Source organism: Candidatus Pelagibacter sp. HIMB1321 (assembly GCF_900177485.1).
Classification (GTDB): Bacteria; Pseudomonadota; Alphaproteobacteria; order Pelagibacterales; family Pelagibacteraceae; genus Pelagibacter.
Map to the genome: position 1 here is coordinate 897,159 of NZ_LT840186.1, position 25,593 is coordinate 922,751.

Annotated in this window: 30 protein-coding genes and 1 tRNA gene; 12 read left to right on the top strand and 19 right to left on the bottom strand. The window is 29.6% G+C overall.

Annotated elements, in window-relative coordinates; translation table 11 throughout:
• Window positions 1–5: 5 nt before the first annotated feature.
• A complete protein-coding gene (gene rpoH, locus B9N70_RS04870) occupies window positions 6–887 on the top strand; it encodes an RNA polymerase sigma factor RpoH (protein WP_085115133.1) in 882 nt (293 codons plus the stop codon).
• On the opposite strand, the gene B9N70_RS04875 is transcribed toward rpoH, so the two are convergent.
• The 18 genes from B9N70_RS04875 to B9N70_RS04960 form a co-directional block, all read right to left on the bottom strand.
• Complete coding sequence (locus B9N70_RS04875) at window positions 884–2,176, bottom strand: adenylosuccinate synthase (protein ID WP_085114681.1); 1,293 nt, start codon at window positions 2,174–2,176, stop codon at window positions 884–886. The two genes, rpoH and B9N70_RS04875, sit on opposite strands and share 4 nt — an antisense overlap.
• Window positions 2,176–2,988 carry a bifunctional hydroxymethylpyrimidine kinase/phosphomethylpyrimidine kinase gene (gene thiD, locus B9N70_RS04880; RefSeq protein WP_085114682.1) on the bottom strand — a complete coding sequence of 271 codons (813 nt, stop codon included), beginning with the start codon at window positions 2,986–2,988 and terminating at the stop codon, window positions 2,176–2,178. The genes B9N70_RS04875 and thiD overlap by 1 nt, the downstream gene beginning before the upstream one ends.
• Entirely contained in the window at window positions 2,989–4,314 is a 1,326-nt protein-coding gene (gene glmM, locus B9N70_RS04885) for a phosphoglucosamine mutase (protein ID WP_085114683.1), read from the bottom strand.
• A gap of 6 nt (window positions 4,315–4,320) precedes the next feature.
• Window positions 4,321–5,367: a dihydropteroate synthase gene (gene folP, locus B9N70_RS04890; protein ID WP_085114684.1), complete on the bottom strand. Its 1,047-nt coding sequence runs from the start codon at window positions 5,365–5,367 to the stop codon at window positions 4,321–4,323.
• 6 nt (window positions 5,368–5,373) lie between these two features.
• A complete protein-coding gene (gene ftsH / locus B9N70_RS04895) occupies window positions 5,374–7,263 on the bottom strand; it encodes an ATP-dependent zinc metalloprotease FtsH (protein WP_085114685.1) in 1,890 nt (629 codons plus the stop codon).
• A 43-nt stretch (window positions 7,264–7,306) separates the two neighbouring features.
• Entirely contained in the window at window positions 7,307–8,329 is a 1,023-nt protein-coding gene (tilS, locus tag B9N70_RS04900) for a tRNA lysidine(34) synthetase TilS (RefSeq protein WP_085114686.1), read from the bottom strand.
• Window positions 8,292–9,269, bottom strand: a complete 978-nt coding sequence (ybgF, locus tag B9N70_RS04905; RefSeq protein WP_085114687.1) for a tol-pal system protein YbgF — start codon at window positions 9,267–9,269, stop codon at window positions 8,292–8,294. Before ybgF ends, tilS begins: the two co-directional genes overlap by 38 nt.
• Window positions 9,270–9,358: 89 nt before the next feature.
• Window positions 9,359–9,838, bottom strand: a complete 480-nt coding sequence (gene pal / locus B9N70_RS04910) for a peptidoglycan-associated lipoprotein Pal (protein ID WP_085114688.1) — start codon at window positions 9,836–9,838, stop codon at window positions 9,359–9,361.
• An 84-nt stretch (window positions 9,839–9,922) separates the two neighbouring features.
• A complete protein-coding gene (tolB, locus tag B9N70_RS04915; RefSeq protein ID WP_085114689.1) occupies window positions 9,923–11,275 on the bottom strand; it encodes a Tol-Pal system beta propeller repeat protein TolB in 1,353 nt (450 codons plus the stop codon).
• Window positions 11,276–11,277: 2 nt separating this feature from the next.
• Window positions 11,278–12,087, bottom strand: coding sequence for a cell envelope biogenesis protein TolA (locus B9N70_RS04920; protein ID WP_085114690.1), 810 nt, complete (start codon window positions 12,085–12,087; stop codon window positions 11,278–11,280).
• Window positions 12,088–12,094: 7 nt separating this feature from the next.
• Window positions 12,095–12,511, bottom strand: coding sequence for a protein TolR (gene tolR, locus B9N70_RS04925; RefSeq protein ID WP_085114691.1), 417 nt, complete (start codon window positions 12,509–12,511; stop codon window positions 12,095–12,097).
• Window positions 12,512–12,519: 8 nt separating this feature from the next.
• Window positions 12,520–13,194 carry a protein TolQ gene (gene tolQ / locus B9N70_RS04930; protein ID WP_085114692.1) on the bottom strand — a complete coding sequence of 225 codons (675 nt, stop codon included), beginning with the start codon at window positions 13,192–13,194 and terminating at the stop codon, window positions 12,520–12,522.
• Window positions 13,195–13,245: 51 nt separating this feature from the next.
• The gene (locus B9N70_RS04935; RefSeq protein WP_085114693.1) at window positions 13,246–13,740 is read right to left on the bottom strand and encodes a crossover junction endodeoxyribonuclease; all 495 of its coding nucleotides are present in this window, start codon (window positions 13,738–13,740) and stop codon (window positions 13,246–13,248) included.
• Between the two features lie 3 nt (window positions 13,741–13,743).
• Entirely contained in the window at window positions 13,744–14,466 is a 723-nt protein-coding gene (locus B9N70_RS04940) for a YebC/PmpR family DNA-binding transcriptional regulator (protein WP_085114694.1), read from the bottom strand.
• 3 nt (window positions 14,467–14,469) lie between these two features.
• On the bottom strand, window positions 14,470–15,276 hold the full coding sequence (locus B9N70_RS04945) for a TIGR00282 family metallophosphoesterase (RefSeq protein ID WP_085115134.1): 807 nt from the start codon (window positions 15,274–15,276) through the stop codon (window positions 14,470–14,472).
• A complete protein-coding gene (locus B9N70_RS04950) occupies window positions 15,273–15,818 on the bottom strand; it encodes a 5-formyltetrahydrofolate cyclo-ligase (protein ID WP_085114695.1) in 546 nt (181 codons plus the stop codon). Before B9N70_RS04950 ends, B9N70_RS04945 begins: the two co-directional genes overlap by 4 nt.
• Window positions 15,819–15,824: 6 nt before the next feature.
• On the bottom strand, window positions 15,825–16,268 hold the full coding sequence (zapA, locus tag B9N70_RS04955) for a cell division protein ZapA (RefSeq protein WP_085114696.1): 444 nt from the start codon (window positions 16,266–16,268) through the stop codon (window positions 15,825–15,827).
• A complete protein-coding gene (locus B9N70_RS04960) occupies window positions 16,256–16,579 on the bottom strand; it encodes a 5-formyltetrahydrofolate cyclo-ligase (protein ID WP_085114697.1) in 324 nt (107 codons plus the stop codon). The genes zapA and B9N70_RS04960 overlap by 13 nt, the downstream gene beginning before the upstream one ends.
• 53 nt (window positions 16,580–16,632) lie before the next feature.
• Between B9N70_RS04960 and tkt the strand changes: the two genes are divergently transcribed.
• From tkt to B9N70_RS05015, 11 genes are all read left to right on the top strand, one after another.
• On the top strand, window positions 16,633–18,591 hold the full coding sequence (gene tkt, locus B9N70_RS04965; protein WP_085114698.1) for a transketolase: 1,959 nt from the start codon (window positions 16,633–16,635) through the stop codon (window positions 18,589–18,591).
• 3 nt (window positions 18,592–18,594) lie between these two features.
• A complete protein-coding gene (gene gap / locus B9N70_RS04970) occupies window positions 18,595–19,602 on the top strand; it encodes a type I glyceraldehyde-3-phosphate dehydrogenase (protein ID WP_085114699.1) in 1,008 nt (335 codons plus the stop codon).
• Window positions 19,602–20,780: a phosphoglycerate kinase gene (locus tag B9N70_RS04975; protein WP_085114700.1), complete on the top strand. Its 1,179-nt coding sequence runs from the start codon at window positions 19,602–19,604 to the stop codon at window positions 20,778–20,780. The genes gap and B9N70_RS04975 overlap by 1 nt, the downstream gene beginning before the upstream one ends.
• Window positions 20,781–20,782: 2 nt before the next feature.
• The gene (locus tag B9N70_RS04980) at window positions 20,783–21,790 is read left to right on the top strand and encodes a class I fructose-bisphosphate aldolase (protein WP_085114701.1); all 1,008 of its coding nucleotides are present in this window, start codon (window positions 20,783–20,785) and stop codon (window positions 21,788–21,790) included.
• Complete coding sequence (gene thiE / locus B9N70_RS04985) at window positions 21,780–22,394, top strand: thiamine phosphate synthase (protein WP_085114702.1); 615 nt, start codon at window positions 21,780–21,782, stop codon at window positions 22,392–22,394. Before B9N70_RS04980 ends, thiE begins: the two co-directional genes overlap by 11 nt.
• The gene (gene efp, locus B9N70_RS04990; protein ID WP_085114703.1) at window positions 22,391–22,951 is read left to right on the top strand and encodes an elongation factor P; all 561 of its coding nucleotides are present in this window, start codon (window positions 22,391–22,393) and stop codon (window positions 22,949–22,951) included. The genes thiE and efp overlap by 4 nt, the downstream gene beginning before the upstream one ends.
• Window positions 22,952–22,955: 4 nt before the next feature.
• A complete protein-coding gene (locus B9N70_RS04995; protein ID WP_085114704.1) occupies window positions 22,956–23,696 on the top strand; it encodes an inositol monophosphatase family protein in 741 nt (246 codons plus the stop codon).
• A 35-nt stretch (window positions 23,697–23,731) separates the two neighbouring features.
• Window positions 23,732–23,962 carry a 50S ribosomal protein L31 gene (gene rpmE, locus B9N70_RS05000; protein ID WP_085114705.1) on the top strand — a complete coding sequence of 77 codons (231 nt, stop codon included), beginning with the start codon at window positions 23,732–23,734 and terminating at the stop codon, window positions 23,960–23,962.
• The gene (locus tag B9N70_RS05005) at window positions 23,963–24,547 is read left to right on the top strand and encodes a cell cycle transcriptional regulator TrcR (protein ID WP_085114706.1); all 585 of its coding nucleotides are present in this window, start codon (window positions 23,963–23,965) and stop codon (window positions 24,545–24,547) included. It abuts the gene before it with no gap.
• A gap of 60 nt (window positions 24,548–24,607) precedes the next feature.
• Entirely contained in the window at window positions 24,608–24,802 is a 195-nt protein-coding gene (gene rpsU / locus B9N70_RS05010) for a 30S ribosomal protein S21 (RefSeq protein WP_008544401.1), read from the top strand.
• 6 nt (window positions 24,803–24,808) lie between these two features.
• Window positions 24,809–24,885 (top strand) — tRNA-Met (locus B9N70_RS05015).
• Between the two features lie 6 nt (window positions 24,886–24,891).
• Here the strand turns inward: B9N70_RS05015 and B9N70_RS05020 are convergent.
• Entirely contained in the window at window positions 24,892–25,590 is a 699-nt protein-coding gene (locus B9N70_RS05020; protein ID WP_085114707.1) for a transaldolase family protein, read from the bottom strand.
• Window positions 25,591–25,593 lie beyond the last annotated feature (3 nt).

Consider the following 25,593-nt stretch of genomic DNA (forward strand, 5'->3'; position numbering starts at 1 on the left):
TAGCAATGAACAATAATTTACCAATTCTAAGTAATGAAGGTGGATTATCTGTATATTTAGATCAGATCAAAAAATTTCCAATGCTTGATGCTGAGGAAGAATATATGCTAGCCAAAAATTGGAAAACTACAGGAAATATTAAAGCTGCTGAAAAACTAGTAACTAGTCATCTTAGATTAGTTGCTAAAATAGCGATGGGTTATAAAGGATATGGTTTGCCTGTGAATGAGATGATTTCAGAGGGAAATGTAGGATTAATGCAAGCTGTTAAAAAATTTGAGCCTGAAAAAGGTTTTAGGCTTGCAACATATGCAATGTGGTGGATAAAAGCCTCAATACAAGAATATATTCTGAGATCTTGGAGCTTGGTTAAAATAGGAACTACTACGGCTCAAAAAAAACTATTTTTCAATTTAAAAAAGCTCAAAAATCAAATTGCCCCTCAATCTGAAGGTGATCTTAGGGATGAGCATGTAAATGAGATAGCCAACAAACTTGATGTTAGTAAAGATGAGGTTGTTTCTATGAATAGAAGGCTTTCTGGTAAAGAGTTTTCCTTAAATGCTCAAGTTGGAGAAGATGGAGATGAATGGCAAGACTGGTTAGTAGATAAAGAATTAGATCATGACCTTAAATTTGCTCATCAAGAGGAGATGGAGCAAAGAAAAGATCTGCTTAAAAATTCAATAAAAGTTTTAAACGAAAGAGAAAGAGAAATTCTTTATTCTAGAAGACTAAATGATAATCCAACTACCCTAGAAGATTTGAGTAAGAAGTACAAAGTAAGTAGAGAAAGAGTTAGACAAATAGAAAATAAAGCTTTTGAAAAATTACAAAAACACATGCTTTTATTAGCTAAATCTAAAAATCTTCTACCAGCCAATTAAATCTCAAAAGGATTCTCAACAAGTATCGTATCATCTCTCTCTGGACTAGTTGAGATGCTAGATATTTTTGCACCAATAAATTCCTCGATTGCAAAAATATATTTTTTTGCATTATCTGGTAAATCATTAATATTTTTAATTCCATTTGTCGAAGTTTTCCATCCTGAAAAAGTTTTATAAATAGGTTTAATTTTTAATTGATCTTCAACAGCTGCAGGTAAATAATCTATTTTTTTTCCATCTAAATCGTACTCTACACAAATTTTAATCTCATCTAACTCATCTAATACGTCAAGTTTGGTAAGTGCTATACCGTCAATACCTGAAACTTTCATAGTTTGTCGTACTAAAACTCCATCAAACCAACCGCATCGTCTTTTTCTACTTGTAACTGTACCAAATTCTTTGCCTCTAGTTCCTAGTAGTTCTCCTATATCATCTAATAGTTCTGTTGGAAATGGTCCCTCTCCGACTCTGGTTGTGTAAGCTTTTGTTATACCAAGAACATAATTAATTGAGTTTGGCCCACAACCAGTACCAGTAGCAGCACTCGAAGCTACAGTGTTTGAAGATGTAACAAACGGATAAGTGCCATGATCTACATCAAGCAAGATACCTTGAGCACCCTCAAATAAAATTCTTTTCTTTTGTTTTTTAAATTGATCAATCTTTAACCATACTGGTTGAGAAAATTTTAGTATTTCTGGAGCTATTTTTAATAAATCTTTTTTTAATTGATCTTTTTCAAAAATTTTTTTTCCTAAACCTTTTCTGATTGCATTATGGTGCAATAAAACTGTTTCTAGCCTCTGATCTAAATTTTTTTCAGATCTTAAATCCATAACTCGGATTGAGCGTCTACCCACTTTGTCCTCATAAGCAGGACCAATTCCTCTTCTAGTGGTTCCAATTTTACTTTTTCCAGCAGCATCTTCTCTTATTTCATCCATCTCTCTATGGAATGGCAAAATTAAATTTGCTGCTTCAGATATCATTAAGTTTTCTGGACTTACATCTACACCTTTTTGCTTAATCTCTTCTATTTCATCCAAAAGAGCCCATGGATCAATAACCACTCCATTACCAATAACTGATGTTTTGTTTTTTCTAACGATGCCTGAAGGTAAAAGTCGAAGCTTATATGTCACTCCATCAATTACAAGAGTATGGCCAGCATTATGGCCACCTTGGAACCTTATTACTACATCAGCTTGTTCTGATAACCAATCGACTATTTTTCCCTTACCTTCATCTCCCCACTGTGAACCAACAACTACAATATTTTTCATTACTTATAAAATCTATTTAACTCAATTGAATTTAGGTGGTTTATTGGACCATTACCTTTTCCAATTTTTGGGTTTGTTAATATTGCAGAATTTACATATTTAATTCCAAGCTCACAAGATTTCTTTAGAGCTTTTCCACATGAGAAAAATGAAGTGATTGCTGTTGACAAAGTACAACCAGTACCATGAGTGTTAAAAGTTTTTATTCTCTTACTATTAAATATTTCAATCTCTTCTTTATTTACAAAAATATCATGAACTTTTTTAGCCTCTAAATGACCACCTTTAATTAGAATATTTGATGCACCGGCTTGAATCAATTTATGAGCTGCAAATATCATATCCTCTTTAGAATTTATTTTTACACCTGTTAGAATTTCAGCTTCTGGAATATTTGGTGTAATCAAAGAAACTTCTCTTAAAAGTTTTTTTTTCATCAATTGAATAGCATCATCACTGATTAGTTTAGCACCACCTTTAGCAACCATCACTGGATCTAAAATAATATTTTTTATTTTTAATTTTTTTAATGAAAGAATAACTTTTTTAATAACTTCAGGTGAGTGTAGCATACCAATTTTTATAGCATCTGGTCTAATATCTTTTCCTGTATGAATAATTTGATCATATATTTCTTGAGGCGGTAAAGGTACTACTGACTTTACGCCTTTGGTATTTTGCACTGTCACAGCTGTTATCGCTGTCATTGCATAAGAACCTAAGCAAGTTGCAGTTTTTATATCTGCCTGAATACCAGCACCACCTGATGAGTCAGAACCTGCTATTATTAAAATTTTTGATTTTATTTTCAATTATATCAACTTATTAGTTATTATTTTTATAGATGTTTTTAAAAGATTAATATTTTCACTTTCACCCATTACTCTGATTACAGGTTCAGTTCCTGATTTTCGCACTAAAATTCTTCCTTGACCTTTTATAATTTCTTTAGCAAATTTAATTGCTTTTTTTACTTTTGGTTCGTTTAGAACATTTTCTTTATTACATTTAATATTCTCTAAAATCTGAGGTGTTTTTTTGAAAACATTAAAAAAAGTACTAGCTTTTATTTTTTCATTTAATGCTTTAACTGCCTCAATAGCAACTAATAGACCATCACCAGTTGTGGCATATTTACCAAGAATAATATGTCCAGATTGTTCGCCACCTAAATTAAATTTATTTTTTTGCATAAGTTCTTTAACATACTTATCTCCAACTTTGGCTCTTATAAACTTTATGTTATTTTGTTTAAAAAATTTTTCTAATCCATAGTTAGACATTAAAGTTCCTACCACTCCTCCTTTTAAAATTTTCTTCCTTTTCCATTGTAAAGCAATTGCTGCTATTATTTGATCTCCATCAATGATTGAGCCTTTCTCATCGCACATAATTATTCTATCTGCATCTCCATCAAAGGATATTCCAAGATTTGCTTTATGTTTTATTACATTTTTCTGGATTAATTCAGGATATGTTGAGCCACATTTTTTATTTATATTAATACCATTTGGCTTATCACCTATAACTATGATTTTAGCATTTAATGATTTAAATAATTTCGGTGCTGCCTTGTAACCAGCTCCATTTGCGCAATCTAATACTATTTTAATTTTTTTAAGATTGATTTTTTTATTAATTCTTTTTTTTATAATTTTTAAATAAACATCTGTGCCTGTCTCTAATCGCTTAACTCTACCAAGCAAATTATTAAAGGTTAGATTTTTTCTGATATCTTGATCAATTAATTTTTCTATTTTATTCTCAATTTTATTGGACAACTTTAATCCATCAGGGCCAAACAATTTTAATCCATTATCATAAAATTGATTATGTGATGCTGTTATCATTATTCCCATATTTGCATTCAAAAATTTTGTTAACATCGCTAATGCATTGGTAGGTAAAGGTCCCATTGTAAAAACATGCATGCCTGCTGAAGTCAAACCTGAAACTAAAGCGGGTTCCAATGAATATCCGGATAATCTTGTGTCTTTAGCAATAATTGCTGTTTGTTTTTTTTTCCTCAAATTTGTAAAATATTTGCCAGCTGCTAAACCAAATTTAAAAAACATATCACCATTAATATGTTTACTATTAACTCTGCCTCTTATCCCGTCTGTACCAAAATATTTCATTATTATTTATCCAATTAGTTCTTGATATACTTTTAAACTCTGCCTCATCTCATTAACATCATGCACTCGCAATATTTGAACACCTTGTTTCAAAGCAAACAATCCAGAGCTTATTGTTCCACCTAATCTGTTTTGACTGTCATTTTCCTTTGATATTTCCTTAATAAATCTTTTTCTAGAAATTCCAAGTAATATTGGAAATCCCAAACTATGATATATTGAAATATTTTTAAGTATCTTAAGGTTGTGATTTAAATTTTTTCCAAAACCTATACCTGGATCTAGGATAATTTTATTATGTTTTATTCCTGATTTTCTTAAATATTCTATCTTTTGCTCAAAAAAATCATAGATGTCTAATATAACATTTTTGTATTTTGGATTTGATTGCATAACCTCAGGATCACCTAATGAGTGCTGCAAGACAAATGGAGCATTTGATTTTCTTAAAACATTGATTGTTTCTAGGTCATAATTAAGTCCAGAAACATCATTAATGATCTTTACTCCTAACGATAAACTTTTTTTCATAATTGCAGATTTACGGGTATCAATAGAAATCAGATTATTTTTTTTAATCTTTTTTAAAACTTTATTTATTCTGCTCCATTCTAATTTTTCACTAATCGCCTTAGAACCGGGACGTGTTGACTCTCCACCAATATCAACAATACTTGCACCATTTTTAAATAACTCTAACATTTGTTTATTTGCTTTCGCAGCGCTTATATATTTTCCACCATCAGAAAAACTATCAGGGGTAATATTTAAAACTCCCATTAGATGAGTTTTATTGAAATCTAAATTCTCAAAATTTTTGATTTTTCTTGTTATTGTTAAAAGATCTTTTTTAACTTTTAATTTTATTTTTTTTGGTAATTTATTAATTTGACTAATTGTTATCTTCTTTACTTTTTTTCTTGATATGATTTCAATATGATCAAAAGAGATGTCTGCTCTATTGTTTAATGGTAAAGCTTTTTTTAATTTGATTTTATTTTTTGAATTTTTACCATAATAGAAATTACACGCTCTTGTGTAATATCTAGTCATAAAATTTTAATGAACAATTTTAGGCTTAAGACCCATTGCACTCAAAGCAGAACCTTTTTCATCTTCAACTTTTAAATCTTGCTTATCAGCAGGATATATATTCTTGTTAATCAAATTCTCAATTTCCTCACCAGAAAGAGTCTCATAGGTTAAAAGCGCTTTTGCGAGTTTATGAAGGTCATCAATTTTTTCTGTTAATACTTTTCTTGCTCTCTCATAGCCTTTATCAACAATTTTTCTAATTTCAGAATCCACTTTTCTAGCGGTTTCTTCAGACATATTTTGTTGTTTTGCAACAGACCTTCCAAGAAAAACTTCTTCCTCGTTTTCTCCATAAGCAACAGGGCCAAGTTCTTTACTTAAACCTGCTTTCATAACCATTGCTCGCGCCCTTCTTGTTGCTTGTTCTATGTCGCTTGCAGCTCCAGTTGTCACTTTATCATCTCCAAAAATTATTTCCTCAGCCACTCTTCCACCCATTGCTATAGCTAATTGAGCATGTAGCTGTTCTCTTGTTTGTGAAAGCTCATCTCTTTCAGGTAATTGCATCACCATACCTAACGCTCTTCCTCTTGGAATAATTGTAGCTTTATGTATAGGGTAAGCTGCACTCTCATTTATCGTTACTATTGCATGGCCAGCTTCATGATAAGCTGTCAGAGTTTTTTCTTCCTCTGTCATAACCATAGATCTTCTCTCAGATCCCATCATTACTTTATCTTTTGCCTCTTCAAACTCGTTCAATGTAACTATTCTTTTATTTTTTCTAGCTGCTAATAATGCAGCTTCATTTACTAAATTGGCTAAATCAGCACCTGAAAATCCTGGAGTACCTCTTGCGATAGTTCTTAAATTCACATCTGGTGCCATCTTTATTTTTTTTACATGCACTTTTAATATTTTTTCTCTTCCTATAATATCTGGGTTTGAGACAACTACTTGTCTATCAAATCTTCCTGGTCTTAATAAAGCAGGATCGAGAACATCGGGTCTATTTGTTGCTGCAATGATAATTACACCCTCGTTAGTGTCAAATCCATCCATTTCAACTAACAGCTGATTTAATGTTTGTTCTCTTTCATCATTACCACCTCCCAAACCGGCTCCTCTACTTCTTCCTACTGCATCAATTTCATCTATAAAAATTATACAAGGAGAATTTTTCTTTCCTTGTTCAAACATATCTCTAACTCTTGATGCTCCTACACCAACAAACATTTCAACAAAGTCAGATCCAGAAATAGTAAAGAAAGGTACACCTGCCTCACCAGCAATTGCTCTAGCTAATAATGTTTTACCTGTACCTGGAGGACCCACTAGCAATGCACCTCTAGGAATTTTTCCACCAAGTCTGCTAAATTTTTTAGGGTCTTTTAAAAACTCAACAATTTCCTCGACTTCTTCTTTTGCCTCTTCTACTCCTGCAACATCATTAAAAGTTACTTTACCTTTTAATTCATTCATCATTTTAGCTTTGGATCTACCAAAACCCATTGCACCACCTTTACCACCTTGCATTTGACGCATGAAAAAAATCCAAACAGCAATTAGTAATAACATTGGAAACCACGATAAAAGTACACCAAATAATGAAGGCATTTTTTCTTCAATAGGAGCAGCGGAAATACTCACGCCTTTATCTGATAATTTTTCAATCAAATTTGGATCATTTGGAGCATATGTAGAAAAACTATTTCCATTTGAATATACACCTTTTATATTATTACCTTGAATTTCTACTTTTAAAATTTCTCCATTATCAACTGATGTTAAGAATTCTGAAAATATAATTTGATTCCCACCTCTAATATTGGACTGAGGATTTTTGAACATGTTATAAAGTCCAATAGTCAAAAAAACTATTATAGCCCACATAGCTAAATTTTTTAAATTCATGCGTTTAAAATAAGAATTATTCTAAATTAAACAAGAGTGAATATTAGTATTCTTTAGCAATTATTACAGTCTGATTTACCTTTTTAATAATGCAATTTGCCAAAGTTTCCTTTTTAAAAGCCCCCATTTGAATTAATTGAAGAATATAATCGATTTTCTTTCCTCTAGGAGAAAAATAATTTCCTCCTATATTTTTTAAAGAATCTGAAAAAGATCTAAAAACCACCTCATAAGGAGTTTTAAAGAATGCTTCATTTAAAATTAATCTTTTATTTTTTTTATCAAAATACGAATTTTGTTTCTTATTTTGCTCAGTATAAAATTTAATAACTTGATCTGAACTTTTCAAATTTTTTAAGGTCAAAGATAATTTATCATTTTGGAGACCATTATTTTTAAACTTTTCAATTATTTTTCTGACTTTTATTCTTGTAAAATTAATGTTTTCATTTGATGGATCTTTAACAAAAAAATTAAAAACATGATTTGAAATATATTCCAATTGTTTTTTTTCAAATTCAAGCAGTGGTCTGATTAAGGTTATCTCATTAATGGTTGTTTTTTTTTCAAGAGAAACTAATCCTCTTAAGCCGCTACCTCTTATCATTCTTATAAAAAAGTTTTCAATCAAATCTTCTGAATGATGTCCCAAAATCAAATTTGAAATTTTTGAACTTTTGCATTCTGAAAATAATAATTTATACCTTTTTTTTCTTGCTAAAGATTGAATATTGCTCGAAGGTTTTTTTCCTCTCCAGGTAAGTATTTCAAGATTAATAGCAAAATTTCGTAAAATTTTTTTTACTTTTTTGGCTTCTAATTCCGATTCCCTTCTTAACCTGTGATCAACAATAAAATATTTACAGATTAAATTATATTTAAGTGCAAAAATCTTAGTAAGAAAAGCTAAAGCAAGACTATCTGGACCTCCTGATATGGCTACAGCAAAATTTTCTTTAATTTGAAAATTTTTTTCAAATTTTTTAAATAAATCTTTTATTTTTTTGTTAGATAATTTTAATGCTAAGTTATGAGTTTTGGTTACATTCAAATTTTTGAGACTCATATTTAGCTTTTTGGATAACAGATTGATTTGCTTTTGGATATTGTTTTTCAACACCATTAATCATTTTACATCCTTGATCCTTTTCTCCAATTTGCACCATCGAAACTCCTAGTTTAAGTAAATTTACTGGAGCTTTTTCACCCTGTGGATATTTTTGATATCCCTCTAAATAAGCTGCTGCCGCATCTGTATATAATTGTCTAATTCTAAAAGTTTCAGCATACCAATATTGAGCGTTACCAGCTAACTGATGCTCTGGATTAGATACAACAAATTCTCTAAAGGCTCTTTCTGCTGTTGGATAATCCCCAACTTTTAAGAAACTAGTTGCAAATTCATATTGCTTAGCTGGAGATTCATTGGGCAAAATTTTTTCCTCTGCCTGAAAAGTTTCAGTAACTATAGAAGCAGTCGTTTCGACTGACTCAATTTTTTGAGATGTTTCATTTGAGGCTGTATCTTTATATGATATGGAACCTAAATCTTGTGGTGTTGACGAACCAGGTAAAATATTTTCCTGCGCTGTATTTTTTGTAATAGTTTTTATTCCCTCACCAGAATTCATAGCCGTTTCTATATCTTGAAATCTAATTTGATTGTCTGCTTGAACTTTTGATAATCTATTAGATAATTTATCAAGTTTAAAATTTATTTCTTCAAACTTATTTGTAAGCTGTTGAAATTGATTTTCGATCTCTGAAAGTTTTAATAAATGTCTAGTTAAAACATCTTCTGAGTTATTTTCAAAATTTGACGAAGTTGATATGTTATTATTAAGTTCTATTGAACCTGAATAAACTGCTTTTTCTAATGTCTTTATATCTTTTTGAATTAATTCTAGTGTTTCGTAAATATTATGGTTATCAGCTAATAAACTTTGCGCCCCAAAAAAATTTAATAAGATTAATGAATTAATTAAAAATAACTTTTTAAGTCTCATTACATTTAGTTATGTTTATAATGATGGCAAAAAAAAGACCCCTTAACCTAACTTGGTGTAAGGGGTCTTAAAATTTTTAGAAATATTTATTAATTTGCTTTAACCGTAACGGCTCTTCTATTTTTTGACCAGGCTAGTGGGTTAGATCCTGAATCAACTGGTCTCTCTTTACCATAACTTAGAACAGAGATTCTGTCAGAAGAAATACCATAGGTCATTAGGTAATCTTTAGCAGCATTTGCTCTTCTTTCTCCTAACGCTAAGTTATATTCTCTTGTACCTCTTTCGTCAGCATGACCTTCAAGTACTACTGTTACATCTGAATTTTTTCTTAACCATGCAGCTTGTTTTCTTAAAGTCTCTCTTGAAGCAGTCGTTAAAACTGATTCATTCGTTGCAAAGAAAACTCTATCTGGAACACCTGATGCTAAATATTCAACTGTATCTGTTCCTGTGTAAACATCACTCTGCATTTGTCCTGTTGTAACTTTTTTTGTTGCACAAGCACTTAGTGCAAAACAAGCTAACAGAATTAAAAGCGTATTTTTTAAAATTTTGTTTAATTTCATTATTGCTCCTTAATCAATATTTCTAAATATTATAATTTCACACCTAACTAGACGTTTCAAGCTTAAAAATCAAGTGTTTTAGGATTAATTAGTTAATAATGATGACCATGATGGGTCAGAACCATCTGATGGTGTTTTTACCATTCTCTCATTATAACCTGTTAGATCAATAGACCATAATTTAGCCGAAAATCCCTCTCCATTAGCATCTGTTTTTGTTTCTCTATAAAAAATTAAAACTCTTCCATTTGGAGACCACGAGGGAGCCTCTTGATAAAAATTTTCCGTTAGCAGTCTTTCGCCAGTTCCATCTGTCCTCATCACACCAATATAAAATTTACCTTTATGTAGTTTTGTAAATGCTATTAAGTCACCCCTAGGAGACCAAACAGGTGTTCCATAAATTCCATTTCCAAAAGAAATTCTCTTAACATTACTGCCGTCAGCTCTCATGACATATATTTGCTGATAACCACTTCTATCAGAATTAAAACAAATAAACTTTCCATCAGGTGAATATGATGGTGAGGTGTCTATAGAAGGATGATTGGTAATTTTTTCTACAATTCTATTTTCAAGATCCATTGTATAAATATCAGAATTTCCATCCTTAGCAAAACTCATAATAATTTTTTTTCCATCAGGAGAAAAACGTGGTGCAAAAGTCATACCTGGAAAATCTCCCACAACCTCTTGCATGCCAGTTTCAATATCTAAAAGATAAACTCGAGGTAAATTTCTAAAATAAGATAGATATGTTACCATTTGGCTAGTTGGATTAAATCTTGGTGTTAAAACCAATTCATTACCTAGAGTTAAAAATTTATTATTTGCACCATCTTGATCCATTATAGCTAGTTTTTTTATTCTATTAGTTTTTGGTCCTTCCTCAGCTACATAAATAATTCTTGTATCAAAATATCCTTTTTCACCAGTCAATCTTTCATATACTTTATCAGAAATTATATGACCAACCCTTCTCCAGTTAGTTGGAACAGTTGTAAAAGCAAGAGCCAACATTTCTTTACCAGCTAATACATCCCATAATCTAAATTCTACTCTTAATTTGTCCTCAACATTAGTCACTTTACCTGTAATTAATGCTTGGGCTTTAATTAAATTCCAATCTTCAAATCTAGGTTTTAAGTTTGCAATATCAGGAGCTTGTAAAAAAGCATCTTTATTAAGTGGATTAAACAGTCCTGAGGTTCTTAAATTGTTCTCAACAATTATAGAGATCTCATCACCAATATTTTTTTTCTTAAGTAGTTTTTCGAAACGTTTTTTTGATTCATCATCTATTGATAATGGAGATACTGCTAAAGGAAGTGGGTTTAGATTTCCTCTTGTAATATCTACTTCAATTAAACTGTAAGATTTTATTATTGTTAGTAATAGTATTGAAATTGACAATAAGATAAACTTTAAGTTTTTCATAATTAACCTTCTAACATTTCCCTTGCATCAAAATTTAATTGTAGCTCTTTCCATCTTTCATAACCAGTTGTTGGTACTCTTAAAGGTTGACACAATTTAACAGCTCTAAGTGCACTTTCAGCTAAAACTTTATAAAATCCCTGTCCAGGCCTATTCATTCTAGCATGATCTAAAATTTCAGATTTGCTAACAGATCCATCAGGTTTTAATTCAAGTTTAATTCTCACTAATAAATTTTCATTATAAGGTAAACCAAGTGGAATACTCCAACAACCAAAAATCTGCGCTTTTAATGCGTCTTCTTCACTTAAAGTAAGTCCTGTATTTTCAAAATTTTTAACCTGATCTTGAGTAACTTGGTCTGTCTTATTTACCTCTAAAGCTGTTTCCTCTTTAGATTTATCTATTAATGCAGCAATATTATTAGGATCAAATAATTCTTCTTTTTCAAACTCAGATACTTGTTTTACTTCATTATCAACTTTCTCTGGATTTTGAGTATCATCTTTTACTTTCTCAACCTTTTTTACATTTTCTTCTGGCATTGGAACAGAATCTGGTTTTTTCTTCTTAACTTTCTTGGGAGGGGCTTGCTCAGAAACTAATTTCTTCTCTTTTTCCTTAACTTTCTCAATAATTTTCTTAGCTTTTGGAGCAAAAGGTATATTAGTTTTCTCTGTGATTTGAATTAATTCAACAGAAACTATTGGGGGTAAATCAATTGCTTTTTTAGATAAAAACGGAAGACTAATTGCTGTTAAAATTATTATGAATAAATGAAAAACAGAAGATAAGATTATGCTTCTATTCATTAAATTATTACCTCTCTTTATAAGGCTCTGAAATCAACGCTACTTTAGTGAAACCGGATCCTGAAAGAAGTCCCATGATTTCTAAAACTCTTCCATAATTTATTGTTTTGTCACCTCTAACATAAATACGAGTATCTGTTCTATTTTTAGAAACAGCCAGAACTTTAGCTATTATCTTCTCATACTCAACTTTAGACTCTTGAATAAAAATTTCTCCTTTCGAATTTATAGTCAAAGTTAGTGGCTCTTGTTCTTCTGGTAATGAGTCTGCAGAACTCTCTGGCAAATCAACCTGAACACCAACAGTTAATAGGGGAGCTGTAACCATAAAAATAATTAATAAAACTAACATCACATCTACAAATGGTGTTACATTAATCTCACTCATTGGTTCTTTTGATGAACGATTAAATTTAAAAGCCATTTGGTAAACTAAATAATTGATAGAAATCTTTTTGAGAAACTTTCTAATTTTTGAGAGTATTTTCTACTATCATTATTAAATCTATTATAAGCAACAACTGCAGGTATTGCTGCTAGTAATCCAAGCGCTGTTGCAAATAACGCTTCTGCTATTCCAGGTGCAACAATTGCAAGACTGGTATTTCTGGATATTGCTATGGATTGAAAAGAATTCATGATCCCCCATACAGTTCCAAATAAACCTATGAAAGGAGCTGTTGATCCAACTGTTGCCAAAAAAGTAAAACCTTTTTCAATTTTAGAAATTTGTTTTTCAATTCCAACTTCTAAAATTCTACCCATTTTTTCTACTAAATTTGTTTTTGATTTAGATTTAAGTAAACCTTGCATAGATTCTTTAAATAAAGCCGCCATGGGATCCTCAACATCAGAAGGAAGACTATTATAGAAAGTTTCTGCAGATTTTGATCTCCAAAACTTTTCTTCGAATTCTTCTGAAGAAAGATTTATTTTTTTAAACATCTTTATTTTATCAAAAATGATCGCCCAAGAATAAATTGAGCAAGCAATCAAAGAGATAATTACTGTTTTTACAATTATATCTGCTTTTAAAAATAAGTTTATTAAAGAGAAATCTGCACTAGATGCTAAGCCTACTGCTTGAGATGATATATCTGCTTCCATTCAAAACTATTCACACTGAAATGTGTCATCAATTTGTTCTAAAAACTTTGACTATTCATCATTTCTAAATGTCTCAAAAAAAAAGCTGGCAATTAATATCGCATCAGCCTTATTTGAATCTTTTTTTTTTGCTAAATTAGATGAAAAATAGGGAAATATCTCAATAGCCTTTGTTCTGCTGGCATCTTTTTCTGAATTAATTAAATTAAAATATTTTTTCCACTTTGCGGGTCTTACAAAATACATGGGAAGTTGCATAGCCGAACATATTCCTTTTAATATTCCAAATGATTGTCCAAAATTAAACATGCTGGTAACTCCTTGACCAGGCATAGCTGAAACCTGTTCAATTACGACTTTGATATCGTTTTTATCTATTTTTTCTGTTCTATGTTTTATCTCATTATAAATCTGAGATCCGTTAACTTGTTTTTTATTTTTTTTTCCTTCTGTCATAGTTGGCATTTCGACTACATCTAAAATTCTTCCGTCTTTAAGAAAACAAATTGATCCTGATATACCTGGATCTATTCCGATTATTAGCATTAGTTATTCTCCTAAATCTGCATTTGAAAAAATATTTTGAACATCGTCGTCATCATCTAGTGCTTCAAAAAATTCAATAAGTTTTTCTTTTTGTTCGCCTACAACTTTAACATTATTAAGAGGTACCCATTCAATTTCTGTTGAAATGAAATTCATTATTTTTTTTTCTAAATTTTTTTTAACATTGTAAATTTCATTCATTGGGCACTGTATTTCATGAATATTTTCTTTTGTTATACACTCATCTGCTCCAGCTTCTATTGCTAACTCAAGTATTTCTTCCTCTGAAATTTCTTTTTTATCAATTTTAATTACTCCCATCTGATTAAAATTATGTGATGCTGATCCTTGAGTACCAAGGCTACCTCCGGCTTTTTGAAAAATTGTTCTTATATTAGACGCTGTTCTATTTTTATTATCAGTTAATGTCTCAACTATTACAGCAACTCTTTCAGGCCCAAATCCCTCATATCTAAGGTCTTCAAAATTTGAAGCTGTATTGACTGAAGATTTATCAATTGCTCTCTCTATATTATCTTTAGGCATGTTAGCAGACCTTGCAGCTTGAATTGCTGATCTTAGTCTTGGATTCATTGCTGGATCTTTATCTCCAAGTTTAGCTGCTACAGTAATTTCTTTTGAGAGTTTTGAAAATATTTTTGATCTTTGTTTATCAGCTTTTCCTTTTTTATGTTTAATACCTGCCCAATGTGAATGTCCTGCCATGATTTATAATGTATTTTTTAATTGTCCACCAAAGATATAACTTTCTACATGTTTTGAAAGACCAGTTTTCAAATCACATTCAACAATAACACCACTCAAAGTTGCTTCTCCAATGGCAGGGAAATGTTTTGTTGAATTTTCTTTAAAAAATCTATTAATAGAATTCTCTTTATTCATACCAATTACAGAGTCGTAATCTCCGCACATACCAGCATCAGTTTGATAAGCAGTTCCATTTTTTAAAATCCGAGCATCGTTAGTTGGAATATGGGTGTGTGTTCCAACTACTAAAGTTGCTTTTCCATCAAAATAATGACCAATAGCATTTTTTTCACTAGTTATTTCTCCATGAAAATCTACGATCAATAAATCATAGTCTTCTTTTAGCGTATGTTCTTTTAAAAACTTTTTTGAAGTTTCAAAAACATCATCACATTTTTTCATAAACACATTTCCCATTAAATTTAAAACACCAATATTAATATTTTCAGAGGTTTTATAAATTTCAAAACCTTTTCCAGGAGATGGTTCAAACAAATTATATGGCCTTAAAAGTCTATTTTCTTTTTCAATAAAGCTCATTATTTCTTTTTGATCCCAAACATGATTTCCAGATGTAATCACGTCTACACCACAATTAAAAAAATCTTTACAATTATCCTCTGTAAGTCCAACTCCAGGTTCTGCAGAATTTTCACCATTTACTATAACAAAATCTATTTTTTTTTTTTGAATTTCTGATTTTAGATTATTTAAAATTTTTGAGCTCCCAGATATCCCAACCACATCGCCTAAAAATAATATTTTCATAAAATAATCTTTTTTTCTGTAATTATGCAATCAAGTTTTTGATCAAATTTATTTATTGGTAAATTTTTAACAGCTTGAAAAGAAAAGCCCACACCAATTTTGAATATTTTCTTATCTAATTTTACTTTTGATAAATATCTATCATAATATCCACCACCATAACCTAGTCTATTAAACTGACTATCAAAACCCACTAAAGGTATTAACAAAATATCTGGATCAATTTTTTTGTTAGAAATTGGCTCAGGTATTCCATAAATATTAATTTTTAAAGGATCAGATTTACACCATTGAAAAAAATTCATTTCATTATTTTTTAAAATTTTTGGCAGCGAAAAAATATAATTCTCATTATCTAATGCCTCTAAAATATTTAAGATGTCTAATTCATAATTAAATGGATAATAACAACCAATTACTTTCGAACTTAAATTTTGTTTTTCTATTAAATTAAAAAGTTTATTGGGATTTAATGAAATATTAGCTATGTAATTTTTTTTTCTTAAATTTATTAATTTTTTTCTAATAGCTGACTTATTCACTGGAAATTAAGATAATCTTTCTAAATCAGTTTTATCTATAAAATTTGAAATCTCATCTGTAGTTTGATCTATTATTTTTTCATAATTTTTTTGATTATTTTCAATTTCAATTTTTAAATTATCATGTCTATCTTTCAGTTGATTTATTTCCTCTTCTTTCTTATCTCTGTAGTCATAGACCAAGCTTTTTAATTCTCTAAATTTATTTGAAAGTTCCTTCAATTCATTTTTTTTTTGTTCAACTTTTTTTTTTGTTTCATGATATTCATCCATAACTTTAACGGCTGTAATCAAAAGCAATTTATTTTCTCCTAAATTTCCAAGATCATTTTTCAACTCATTAAATTTTTTATTTAATTGTATCAAAAGCTCTTCTAGATGCTCTTCTTGCCCATCATCACATGATAGCAAAAACTCTTTACCATTAAATTTAATACTTACGTTTGCCATTTGTCTATTTCCTCTAACAAGGTATCTGTTTCTTGATTTAATTCATCTATTTTTTCAGAAAATTCAATTTGTTTTCTTTCTTCTAGCTTTTGATTATTTTTTATTTCTTCTATTTTCTTTGACAATAACTCATAGTCCTCTTTTAAAATTTTATACTTGTCCTCAATTTCTTTCTTTTCAATTTCTAATTGATTTTTTTTATTTTTTAATTCTTCAATATTGTTGTCTAATTCTGGGTTTTTAAAACTTAAATTTTTGAGTTTATTTAAAACTGTATTTAATTTTTTTTCTTTTTCAGTTAAGGAATTCATATATATATGTTTATAATATTAAATAGATTCTTCTAAGTCTACACAGGATAATTTTGAGCAAACAACACCATAACCTAACTAACTGTATAAGATTTTTATCTATTGATGCAGTCCAAAAGGCAAATTCAGGGCATCCTGGAATGCCAATGGGTATGGCAGATGTTGTTACAGTTTTGTTTCAGAAATTTTTAAGGTTTAATCCTAAAAATCCAAACTGGTTAAATAGAGACAGATTTGTGTTATCTGCAGGTCATGGATCAATGTTGCTGTATTCTCTTCTATATCTTACTGGCTACAAAAGCATCTCTCTAAGAGACATAAAGAACTTTAGACAACTTAATTCCATTTGTGCTGGACACCCTGAATATCATTCAGGTAGTGGAATAGAGACAACTACAGGACCACTTGGACAAGGGATTGGCAATGCTGTTGGAATGGCTTTAGCACAATCAATATTAGATCATAAAATAGGGAAAAATATATTTAACCATAAAACATATGTTCTAGCTGGTGATGGATGTTTAATGGAAGGTATAAGTCACGAAGCTATGAGTTTGGCAGGACATCTTAAACTTAAAAACTTGATCATGCTTTTTGATAATAATTCAATTTCAATTGATGGACCAACAAGTTTAGCTGTTTCAGATAATTTTAAAAAAAGATTTGAAAGCTATGGTTGGGATTACATTAATATTGACGGACATAATCCTAAAGAAATTTTTAGAGCATTAAAAAAAGTGCAAAATGCAAAAAAACCAACAGTAATTTCATGTAAAACAAAAATTGGTTATGGGTCGCCAAATAAATCTGGAAAAGCTTCATCGCATGGAAGTCCTTTAGGAACTGATGAAATTAGTCTTGTTAGAAATAAACTTCAATGGCCTCACAAGCCATTTGACATACCCAAAAAATTATTAAATGAATGGAGGAAGATTGGTCAAAAAGGCTCTGTTGTAGAAAAAAAATGGAACAAAGTTTATCAAAAAAATAAATCCAAAATTAATAAAGTATTAAATCAAAATTTTTCAAAAGAAATTAAAAAAGAAAAATTAATTGCAGCTCAAGAATTAAAACCACTAGCATCAAGAAAGGCTTCTGAGAAAACTTTAATAGCATTAACAAATAAAGAAAACTCATTAGTAGGTGGATCAGCAGATTTAGCTGGCTCTAATAATACTAAAACAAAAACTCAAAAAATAATAGAACCTGGTAAATTTGCTGGAAACTATATTCATTACGGAGTCAGAGAGCACGCAATGGCAGCTATCATGAATGGTTTAGCATTACATAGTAAATTTATTCCATATGGCGGGACTTTTTTAATTTTTTCAGATTATTGTAAACCTTCCATTAGATTGTCAGCCTTAATGGAAAAGCAGGTTATTTATGTAATGACACATGACTCAATTGGTCTGGGAGAAGATGGGCCAACTCATCAACCCATAGAACAATTATCTGGGTTAAGATCTATTCCAAATCTAAATGTGTTAAGACCCGCAGATAGAATGGAGACAATCGAATGTTGGGAAATCGCGTTAAAAAATAAAAACACACCTAGTGTACTATCATTGACTAGACAGAATTTAGACCCAGTAAGATTGAGATTTTCAAATACCAATAAGTGTGCACTAGGTGCATATGAAATTCTAAGATCAAACAAGAAAATTACTATAGCAATATTAGCAAGTGGTTCAGAAGTAAATCTTGCTAAAAAAGTTTGTAAAAACTTAGCAAAACATAAAATATATTCAAAAGTAATATCTGTTCCATGCCAAGAGATATTTGATGATCAAAGTCAAAGTTATAAAAACAAAATTTTGAAAGAAACAAAATATATTTTCTCAATTGAGGCTGGAAGAACAGAATGTTGGAATAAATATGTTGGTAAAAATGGATTAACTTTTGGTATAGAAGATTTTGGTAAAAGTGCACCTTTTGAAGATATTTATAATCATTTTGGTTTATCAGTAAAAAATGTTTCATCTAAAATTAAAAATTTTTTAAGGAGATAAGTTATGACTATCAAAGTTGGAATTAATGGAATGGGCAGGATTGGACGAATGGTCTTGCGATCAATTATAGAAAGCAACAATAAGAATATAGAAATTAAGCATATAAATAACCGAACTGGTCCTGAAGCATGCTCAACATTAATAAAGTATGACTCTATTCATGGAAAATTCAACGCTGAAATTAAATTTGATGAAAATCATCTCATAATAAATGGGACTAAGATATTATTTACAAAAGAAACTAACTTAGAAAATATTGATTGGAAAAAATCAGAAGTTGACTATGTGTTTGAGTGCACTGGCAAATTTAATTCCAAAGATAAACTTCTACCACATTTAAATAATGGGGCAGAAAAAGTTATTGTATCTGCACCATGTAAAAATGCAGATAAAACTGTTGTATTTGGAGTAAATGAGAATGAGATAAATAACGAGGATAAAATAATTTCTGCAGCATCATGTACAACTAATTGTTTGGCTCCAGCAGCTTATGTTTTGAATAATAAATTTGAAATTGAGAAAGGTTTTATGACCACAATTCATGCATTTACAAGTGATCAGAGAATATTAGATAATTCTCACAAAGATCCAAGAAGAGCAAGATCTGCAAGTCAATCTATAGTTCCAACTTCTACAGGTGCTTCAAAGGCTATTGGGGAAATCATTCCTTCACTTAAAGGTAAATTAGAAGGTGTTGCAATGAGAGTGCCTACGCCAAACGTTTCTTTAGTCGAACTAGTTTTTTGTACAAAGAAAAGTTTAACTGTAGACTCAATTAATAATTCGTTTCAAGAATATATAGATAAACAAAATAAATCTGTTTTAGATTTAACTTTTGAAAAACTTGTCTCAATAGATTTCAATCATAACCCAGCATCATCAATAATAGATGGATCTTTAACAAATGTTGTTGGAGATAATATGGGTAAAATTTCTGCTTGGTATGATAACGAATGGGGTTTTTCAAATAGAATGTGTGATATAGCAGAGTATTTACAAAAAAATACTTAATGAAAAATATTGAAAACCAAAAAAACCTCTTAGGTAAGAGGGTTTTATTAAGATTAGATTTAAATGTACCTTTGCAAGATGGTATAATTCAAGATGAGACAAGGATAAGTAAAATCCTACCAACTTTAAAATTTTTAATACAAAAACAAGCAAAAATTATTATTATTTCTCACGCTGGTAGACCAAAAGGAAAAATAGTTCCAGCTTTATCTTTGAAACTGATTTGCACTAATCTATCAGAGAAATTAAATCAGAAGATAAATTTAATAACGGATGATATTAGAAAAATAGAAAATAAAGATTTATTTAAAAATATTGATGGAAATATTTTAGTATTAGAAAATATTAGATTTTACCCAGAAGAAGAGAATAATGATTCTAATTTTTCCCAACATTTAGCGTCATTTGCTGATGTGTACATTAATGATGCATTTTCATGTTCTCATAGAGCACATGCATCAGTCACAAGTATTACAAAATTTTTGCCTTCCTATTGTGGGCTGCAATTTAATTCAGAAGTTACAGCATTAAAAAAAGTAACATCAGAAATTGAAAAACCGATTTCTTGCATAATTGGTGGATCAAAAATCTCAACAAAAATTGGTATAATAAAAAATTTAATTCCTAAGTTTGATAATATTATTATTGTGGGTGGGATGGCTAATAATATTTTAAGCTATAAAAATGTTAAGATTGGAAAATCAATTCATGAAGAAAACTGTAATGAAATTGTTAAAAATATTTTTGAAACATCAAAACAATATTCTTGTTCGATAATTTATCCAGAAGATGTAATTACTTCAAAAAGCTTAGATGGAAAACCTGAGCCAAAAAAATTAAATGATATAAGTGATGATGATATGATTTTAGATATAGGCGAAAAAACTATTAAAAAAATTGATAACTTAATTAATTCAAGTAAGACAATTTTGTGGAATGGTCCTGCTGGATACTTTGAAAATAATGATTTTGCTAATGGTAGTTTTCAAATCGCAAAATCTATTGTTAAAAATCATAAATCTAATTCTATTTATTCAGTTGCAGGTGGAGGTGATACAATTTCGGTACTTAACAAAATTAATGCGATTAATGACTTTAATTTTATTTCAACTGCAGGTGGAGCCTTTTTAGAATACCTTGAAGGAAAAGAAATTCCTGGTATAAGCGCACTCAATTAATCATGTCAGAATTAAATACAATAGCATTAAAAATTTTATCAAATGGTAAAGGAATATTAGCTGCAGACGAAAGTACGGCTACGATGACTAAAAGACTAGATTCTGTTAATGTTCCTTCTACTCCCGAAAACAGATTGTCTTTTAGAGAAACTCTTTTTTCATCAAGCAGCATGTCAGAATGTATTGGAGGGGTGATTCTTTATGATGAGACGATTAAACAACAAACCTCAAATAAAAAAAATATTCCAGACCTATTACAATCAGTGAACTCAATACCAGGTATTAAAGTTGATACAGGTGCAAAGAGTTTAGCTGGATCACCAAATGAAAAAGTTACAGAAGGATTGGATGGTCTAAGAGATAGATTAAAAGAGTATTACAAATTGGGAGCAAGATTTACTAAATGGAGAGGTGTTTACAATATTACAAAAGATCATCCTAGCAAACTTGCTGTACATTCTAATGCACATGCTCTTGCAAGATATGCGGCGTTAGTTCAAGAATGCAATATGGTTCCAATAGTTGAACCTGAAGTTTTAATGGATGGAAATCATTCAGCCGAAGACTGCTTAAAAAAAACTTCTGAAGTAATCAAAAAATGTTTTGAGGAATTAATACTTCATAAAATTGATCTAACAGGTGTAATTTTAAAACCAAATATGATTTTAGCAGGATCAGAGTCTGATAATAAAATTAATGGTGATGAAGTTGCAAAACTAACTGTTGAATGTTTAAAAAATTCAGTCCCTTCTGAAGTTCCAGGTGTAGCATTTTTATCAGGTGGTCAATCAGAAATAGAATCTACTGAAAATTTAAATTTAATAAATAAAGTAAATAATACAAATTTTATAATGTCTTATTCTTATGGTAGAGCATTACAACAAAGTGCATTAAAATGTTGGTCAAAAAATATCACTGATATTGAAGGAACTCAAAAAGTGTTTAATCATAGAGCGAAAATGAATACTTTAGCTGCGCAAGGTAAATGGTCTAAGGAACTTGAGAATTAATAAAGATAAATTTATTTACTTAATCTCTCCAAACAAAATATATAAAAATTTTTACAGGGATTTACGAAAAGTTTTAAAAAGTAATAAAATAGCTTTTTTTCAATTAAGGTTAAAAAAAGATAGTTATAAAAATAAAATCAAAATAGCAAAAAAAGTTAAAATAATTTGCAAAGTTTTTAGAGTTAAATTTTTAATAAATGATGATCCCAAACTAGCTTATCAAGTAAATGCCGATGGATGTCATTTGGGTCAAAATGATATGGCGCTAAATGATGCCAGAAAAATTTTAAAAAAAAAAATAATTGGCGTTACTTGTCATAATTCAATAAGTTTAGCTAAAATTGCTATTAAACAAAGAACAGATTATTTAGCTTTTGGTGCGTTTAATATAACAAAAACTAAAAAAGTTAGATTTAGAGCTAACGTGGGAGTTATTAAAAAACTTAAAAAATTGTCTGATATTCCAGTTGTGGCTATAGGGGGCATTAATAATCTTAATTATAAAAAACTTTTGTTGAACAAGGCAGATTTTTTAGCTATTTCAGGCTACATTTGGAATAATAAAAAATTAAAACCTACTGAAGCTATAAAATTACTAAAATGAAAATAAATGCAAATGAAATAAGAGTTGGGATGCTACTAGAATATAAAGATGACTTGTGGCAAGTTTTAAAAACTCAACATGTGAAACCTGGTAAAGGTGGGGCTTTTGCTCAAGTTGAAATGAAAAGTGTCAATAAAAATACAAAATTAAATGAAAGATTTAGATCAAGTGAAACTATTGAAAAAGCATCAGTCGAAGAAACTAGTTTTAATTATTTATATGATGATGAAAATAATTATTTTTTCATGGATCCAAAATCATTTGAACAAATTGAAATTAAAAAAGACATAATTGGTGAAAAAGGGAAACTACTTACAGAAAATCTTGAAGTATCTGTAAGTTTTTACAATGAGAAACCAATTTCTATAGATTTACCTAATCAAGTAAATTGCAAAATTGAATCAACAGACGCTGCCTTAAAAGGTCAAACAGTATCCTCGTCTTATAAACCTGCAATATTAGACAATGGATTAAGCATTCAAGTGCCACTATTTATTGAAGCTGGAGATGAGGTTGTTGTTGATACAAGAAATTTAGAATACATAAAAAAAATTTAAAGTTGTGAATTCAATTTCTGCAAATTTAAATGTAATGATAAAGGCATGTGAAAAAGCCTCTAAAGTTCTTATTAGAGATTTTGGCGAAATTGAAAAATTACAAGTTTCAAAAAAAGGGCCATCAGATTTTGTTACTAATTCAGATATAAAGGTCGAAAAGATCATTATTGAAGAATTAAAAAAAGCTAGACCTAATTACTCTATCATCAGTGAAGAAAATGGAACTGAAAATAGTATGGACAAAAAAAATACTTGGATAATTGATCCAATTGATGGAACAATTAATTTTTTACACGGTATACCTCACTTTGCAATTTCAATTGCTTTAAAATCCAATGAAGAAATTATTTCTGGATTAATTTTTGATCCTATTAAAAATGAAATTTTTTTTGCAGAAAAAGAAAATGGTGCTTTTTTTAATAATCACAGAATTAGAGTTTCAAAAAAAAATGAATTGAATAATTGCTTATTTGCAACTGGAGGAAAAACTAAACAAGAGCCAGATTTACCTTACAGAAAATCAGGGTGTGCAGCACTTGATATGGCATATGTTGCGGCCGGAAGATATGATGGATATTTTCAGCGTAATCTAAATCTTTGGGATATTGCTGCTGGACTCATTCTGGTAAAAGAGGCTGGTGGTGTACTTAATGAAATTGATTTAAACAATAATAAAAATATTAAAATTATAGCTTCTAGCCCCGATATTAACTCAAAATTACTTGAAAAATTGAATAACTTTTAATTGTTTTAGTAAATTCTTTTGCTATAAGTCTCGACATGAAAAAAAATATTCATCCAAACTATCACTCTATTAAGGTTGAGATGACTGATGGCACGCAGTTTGAAACAAAGTCTACTTGGGGCAAAGAAGGGGAAGTTCTTAAACTAGAAATTGATCCAAAATCACACGCTGCATGGACAGGCGGAAAACAGAAATTGATGGATAAAGGCAGAATAAGTAAATTCAATAAGAAATTTCAAAACTTTAAAGCAGAGAAAAAAAATTAAATGTCAAACGCACCATTAATGCCAATGGCGACAGCTGTTTGGCTTGTTGAAAACACTACTCTGACGTTTAAACAAATTGCTGAATTTTGTAAACTTCATGAAGTAGAGATCCAAGGTATTGCTGACGGTGAGGTAGCAAAAGGAATAAAAGCTTATAATCCAATTATATCAGGACAATTAACTCGTGAAGAAATTGAACTTTCATCAAAAGATGAAAATAGACCTTTAGTTATTAAAGGCTCCGATATTGAAATTTCTAATTCAGAGAAGAAGACTAAAAAATATATCCCACTTTCAAAAAGACAGGACAAACCAGATTCTGCACTTTGGTTAATTCGACAACACAATATTTTAAAAGACTCTCAAATAGCAAAATTAATTGGAATTACAAAAAATTCTGTGACAGCAATAAGAAATAAAAGCTATTGGAATTATAATAATTTAAATCCAAAAGATCCTGTGGCTTTAAATCTTTTTACTCAAAAAGATTTGGTAGACGCGATTGAAAAAGCTGAAAGAAGAGTAAAGAGAGAAAAAAAACAAAAAGAAAAAGCCAAATTAGAACAACAGTCAGCTAGTCAATGAATAAAATAAATAGACATAAATTTATAAAAGTGTTAATCAGTCGCTTTTTTGGAGGTAGTTATTAAAATAGAAGTTAAAGATAATAATATTGAACAAGCTCTTAGAGTTTTAAAAAGAAAACTTCAAAGAGATGGTTTTTTTAAAGTAATAAAACTAAAGAATACTTACGAAAAACCTTCTGAGAAGAAAAAAAGAATTCTTCAAGAAAATATTAAAAGAGTTAAAAAACTTAATAAACTTAAAAATAGAATTTAAGTATACCGCGGGGTGGAGCAGTCTGGTAGCTCGTCAGGCTCATAACCTGAAGGTCGGCGGTTCAAATCCGTCCCCCGCAACCAATTTCTTTAAATTTTAAATTTAGATTTTTTACTATCAATTAAAAAAGCTTTGACAGTTTCTTTTGTTAATTGGTCAAAAGATTTTCCAAACTTTTCAATTTTTTCAATAATTGAAGGTGGAATTGTAATTATATGACAACCTAATTTTTTTGCCTGCAAATAATTATATGGTTCTCTCACACTTGCCCATAAAATCTCAACATTTTTAAATTTTTTGGCTAATTTAATACTTTTTACAAATTCAGGAACTGGGTCTTTACCAGCATCACCTGCTCTTCCTGCAAAAACTGAAATGATTACTTTTGTTTTTTTATTAATAACTTTTAATATTTTATCGGTTTGTTTTGCACTATAAACAGCCGTTATGTTGAGTTTAATATTTTGATTATTTAATTCTTTTATAACACTGCCCATAAATTTATTTTTTGAATTTACAACTGGAACTTTTACATAGATATTTTTACCCCATGTGTTGATTTTTTTTCCTTGATCAATCATAGATTTTTGATCATCAGCAAAAACTTCAAAGGAAATAGGTTTTTTTGGACAAAGTTTTAATATTTGCTTTGAATAAGATTTGTAATCTTGTGCACCAGCTTTTCTCATCAAGCTTGGGTTCGTTGTAAAGCCTTTTACAATATTTTTTTTATTAAATTTTTTTATTGATGATAGATCTGCAATATCACAAAAGATTTTGGTGTTCATAAA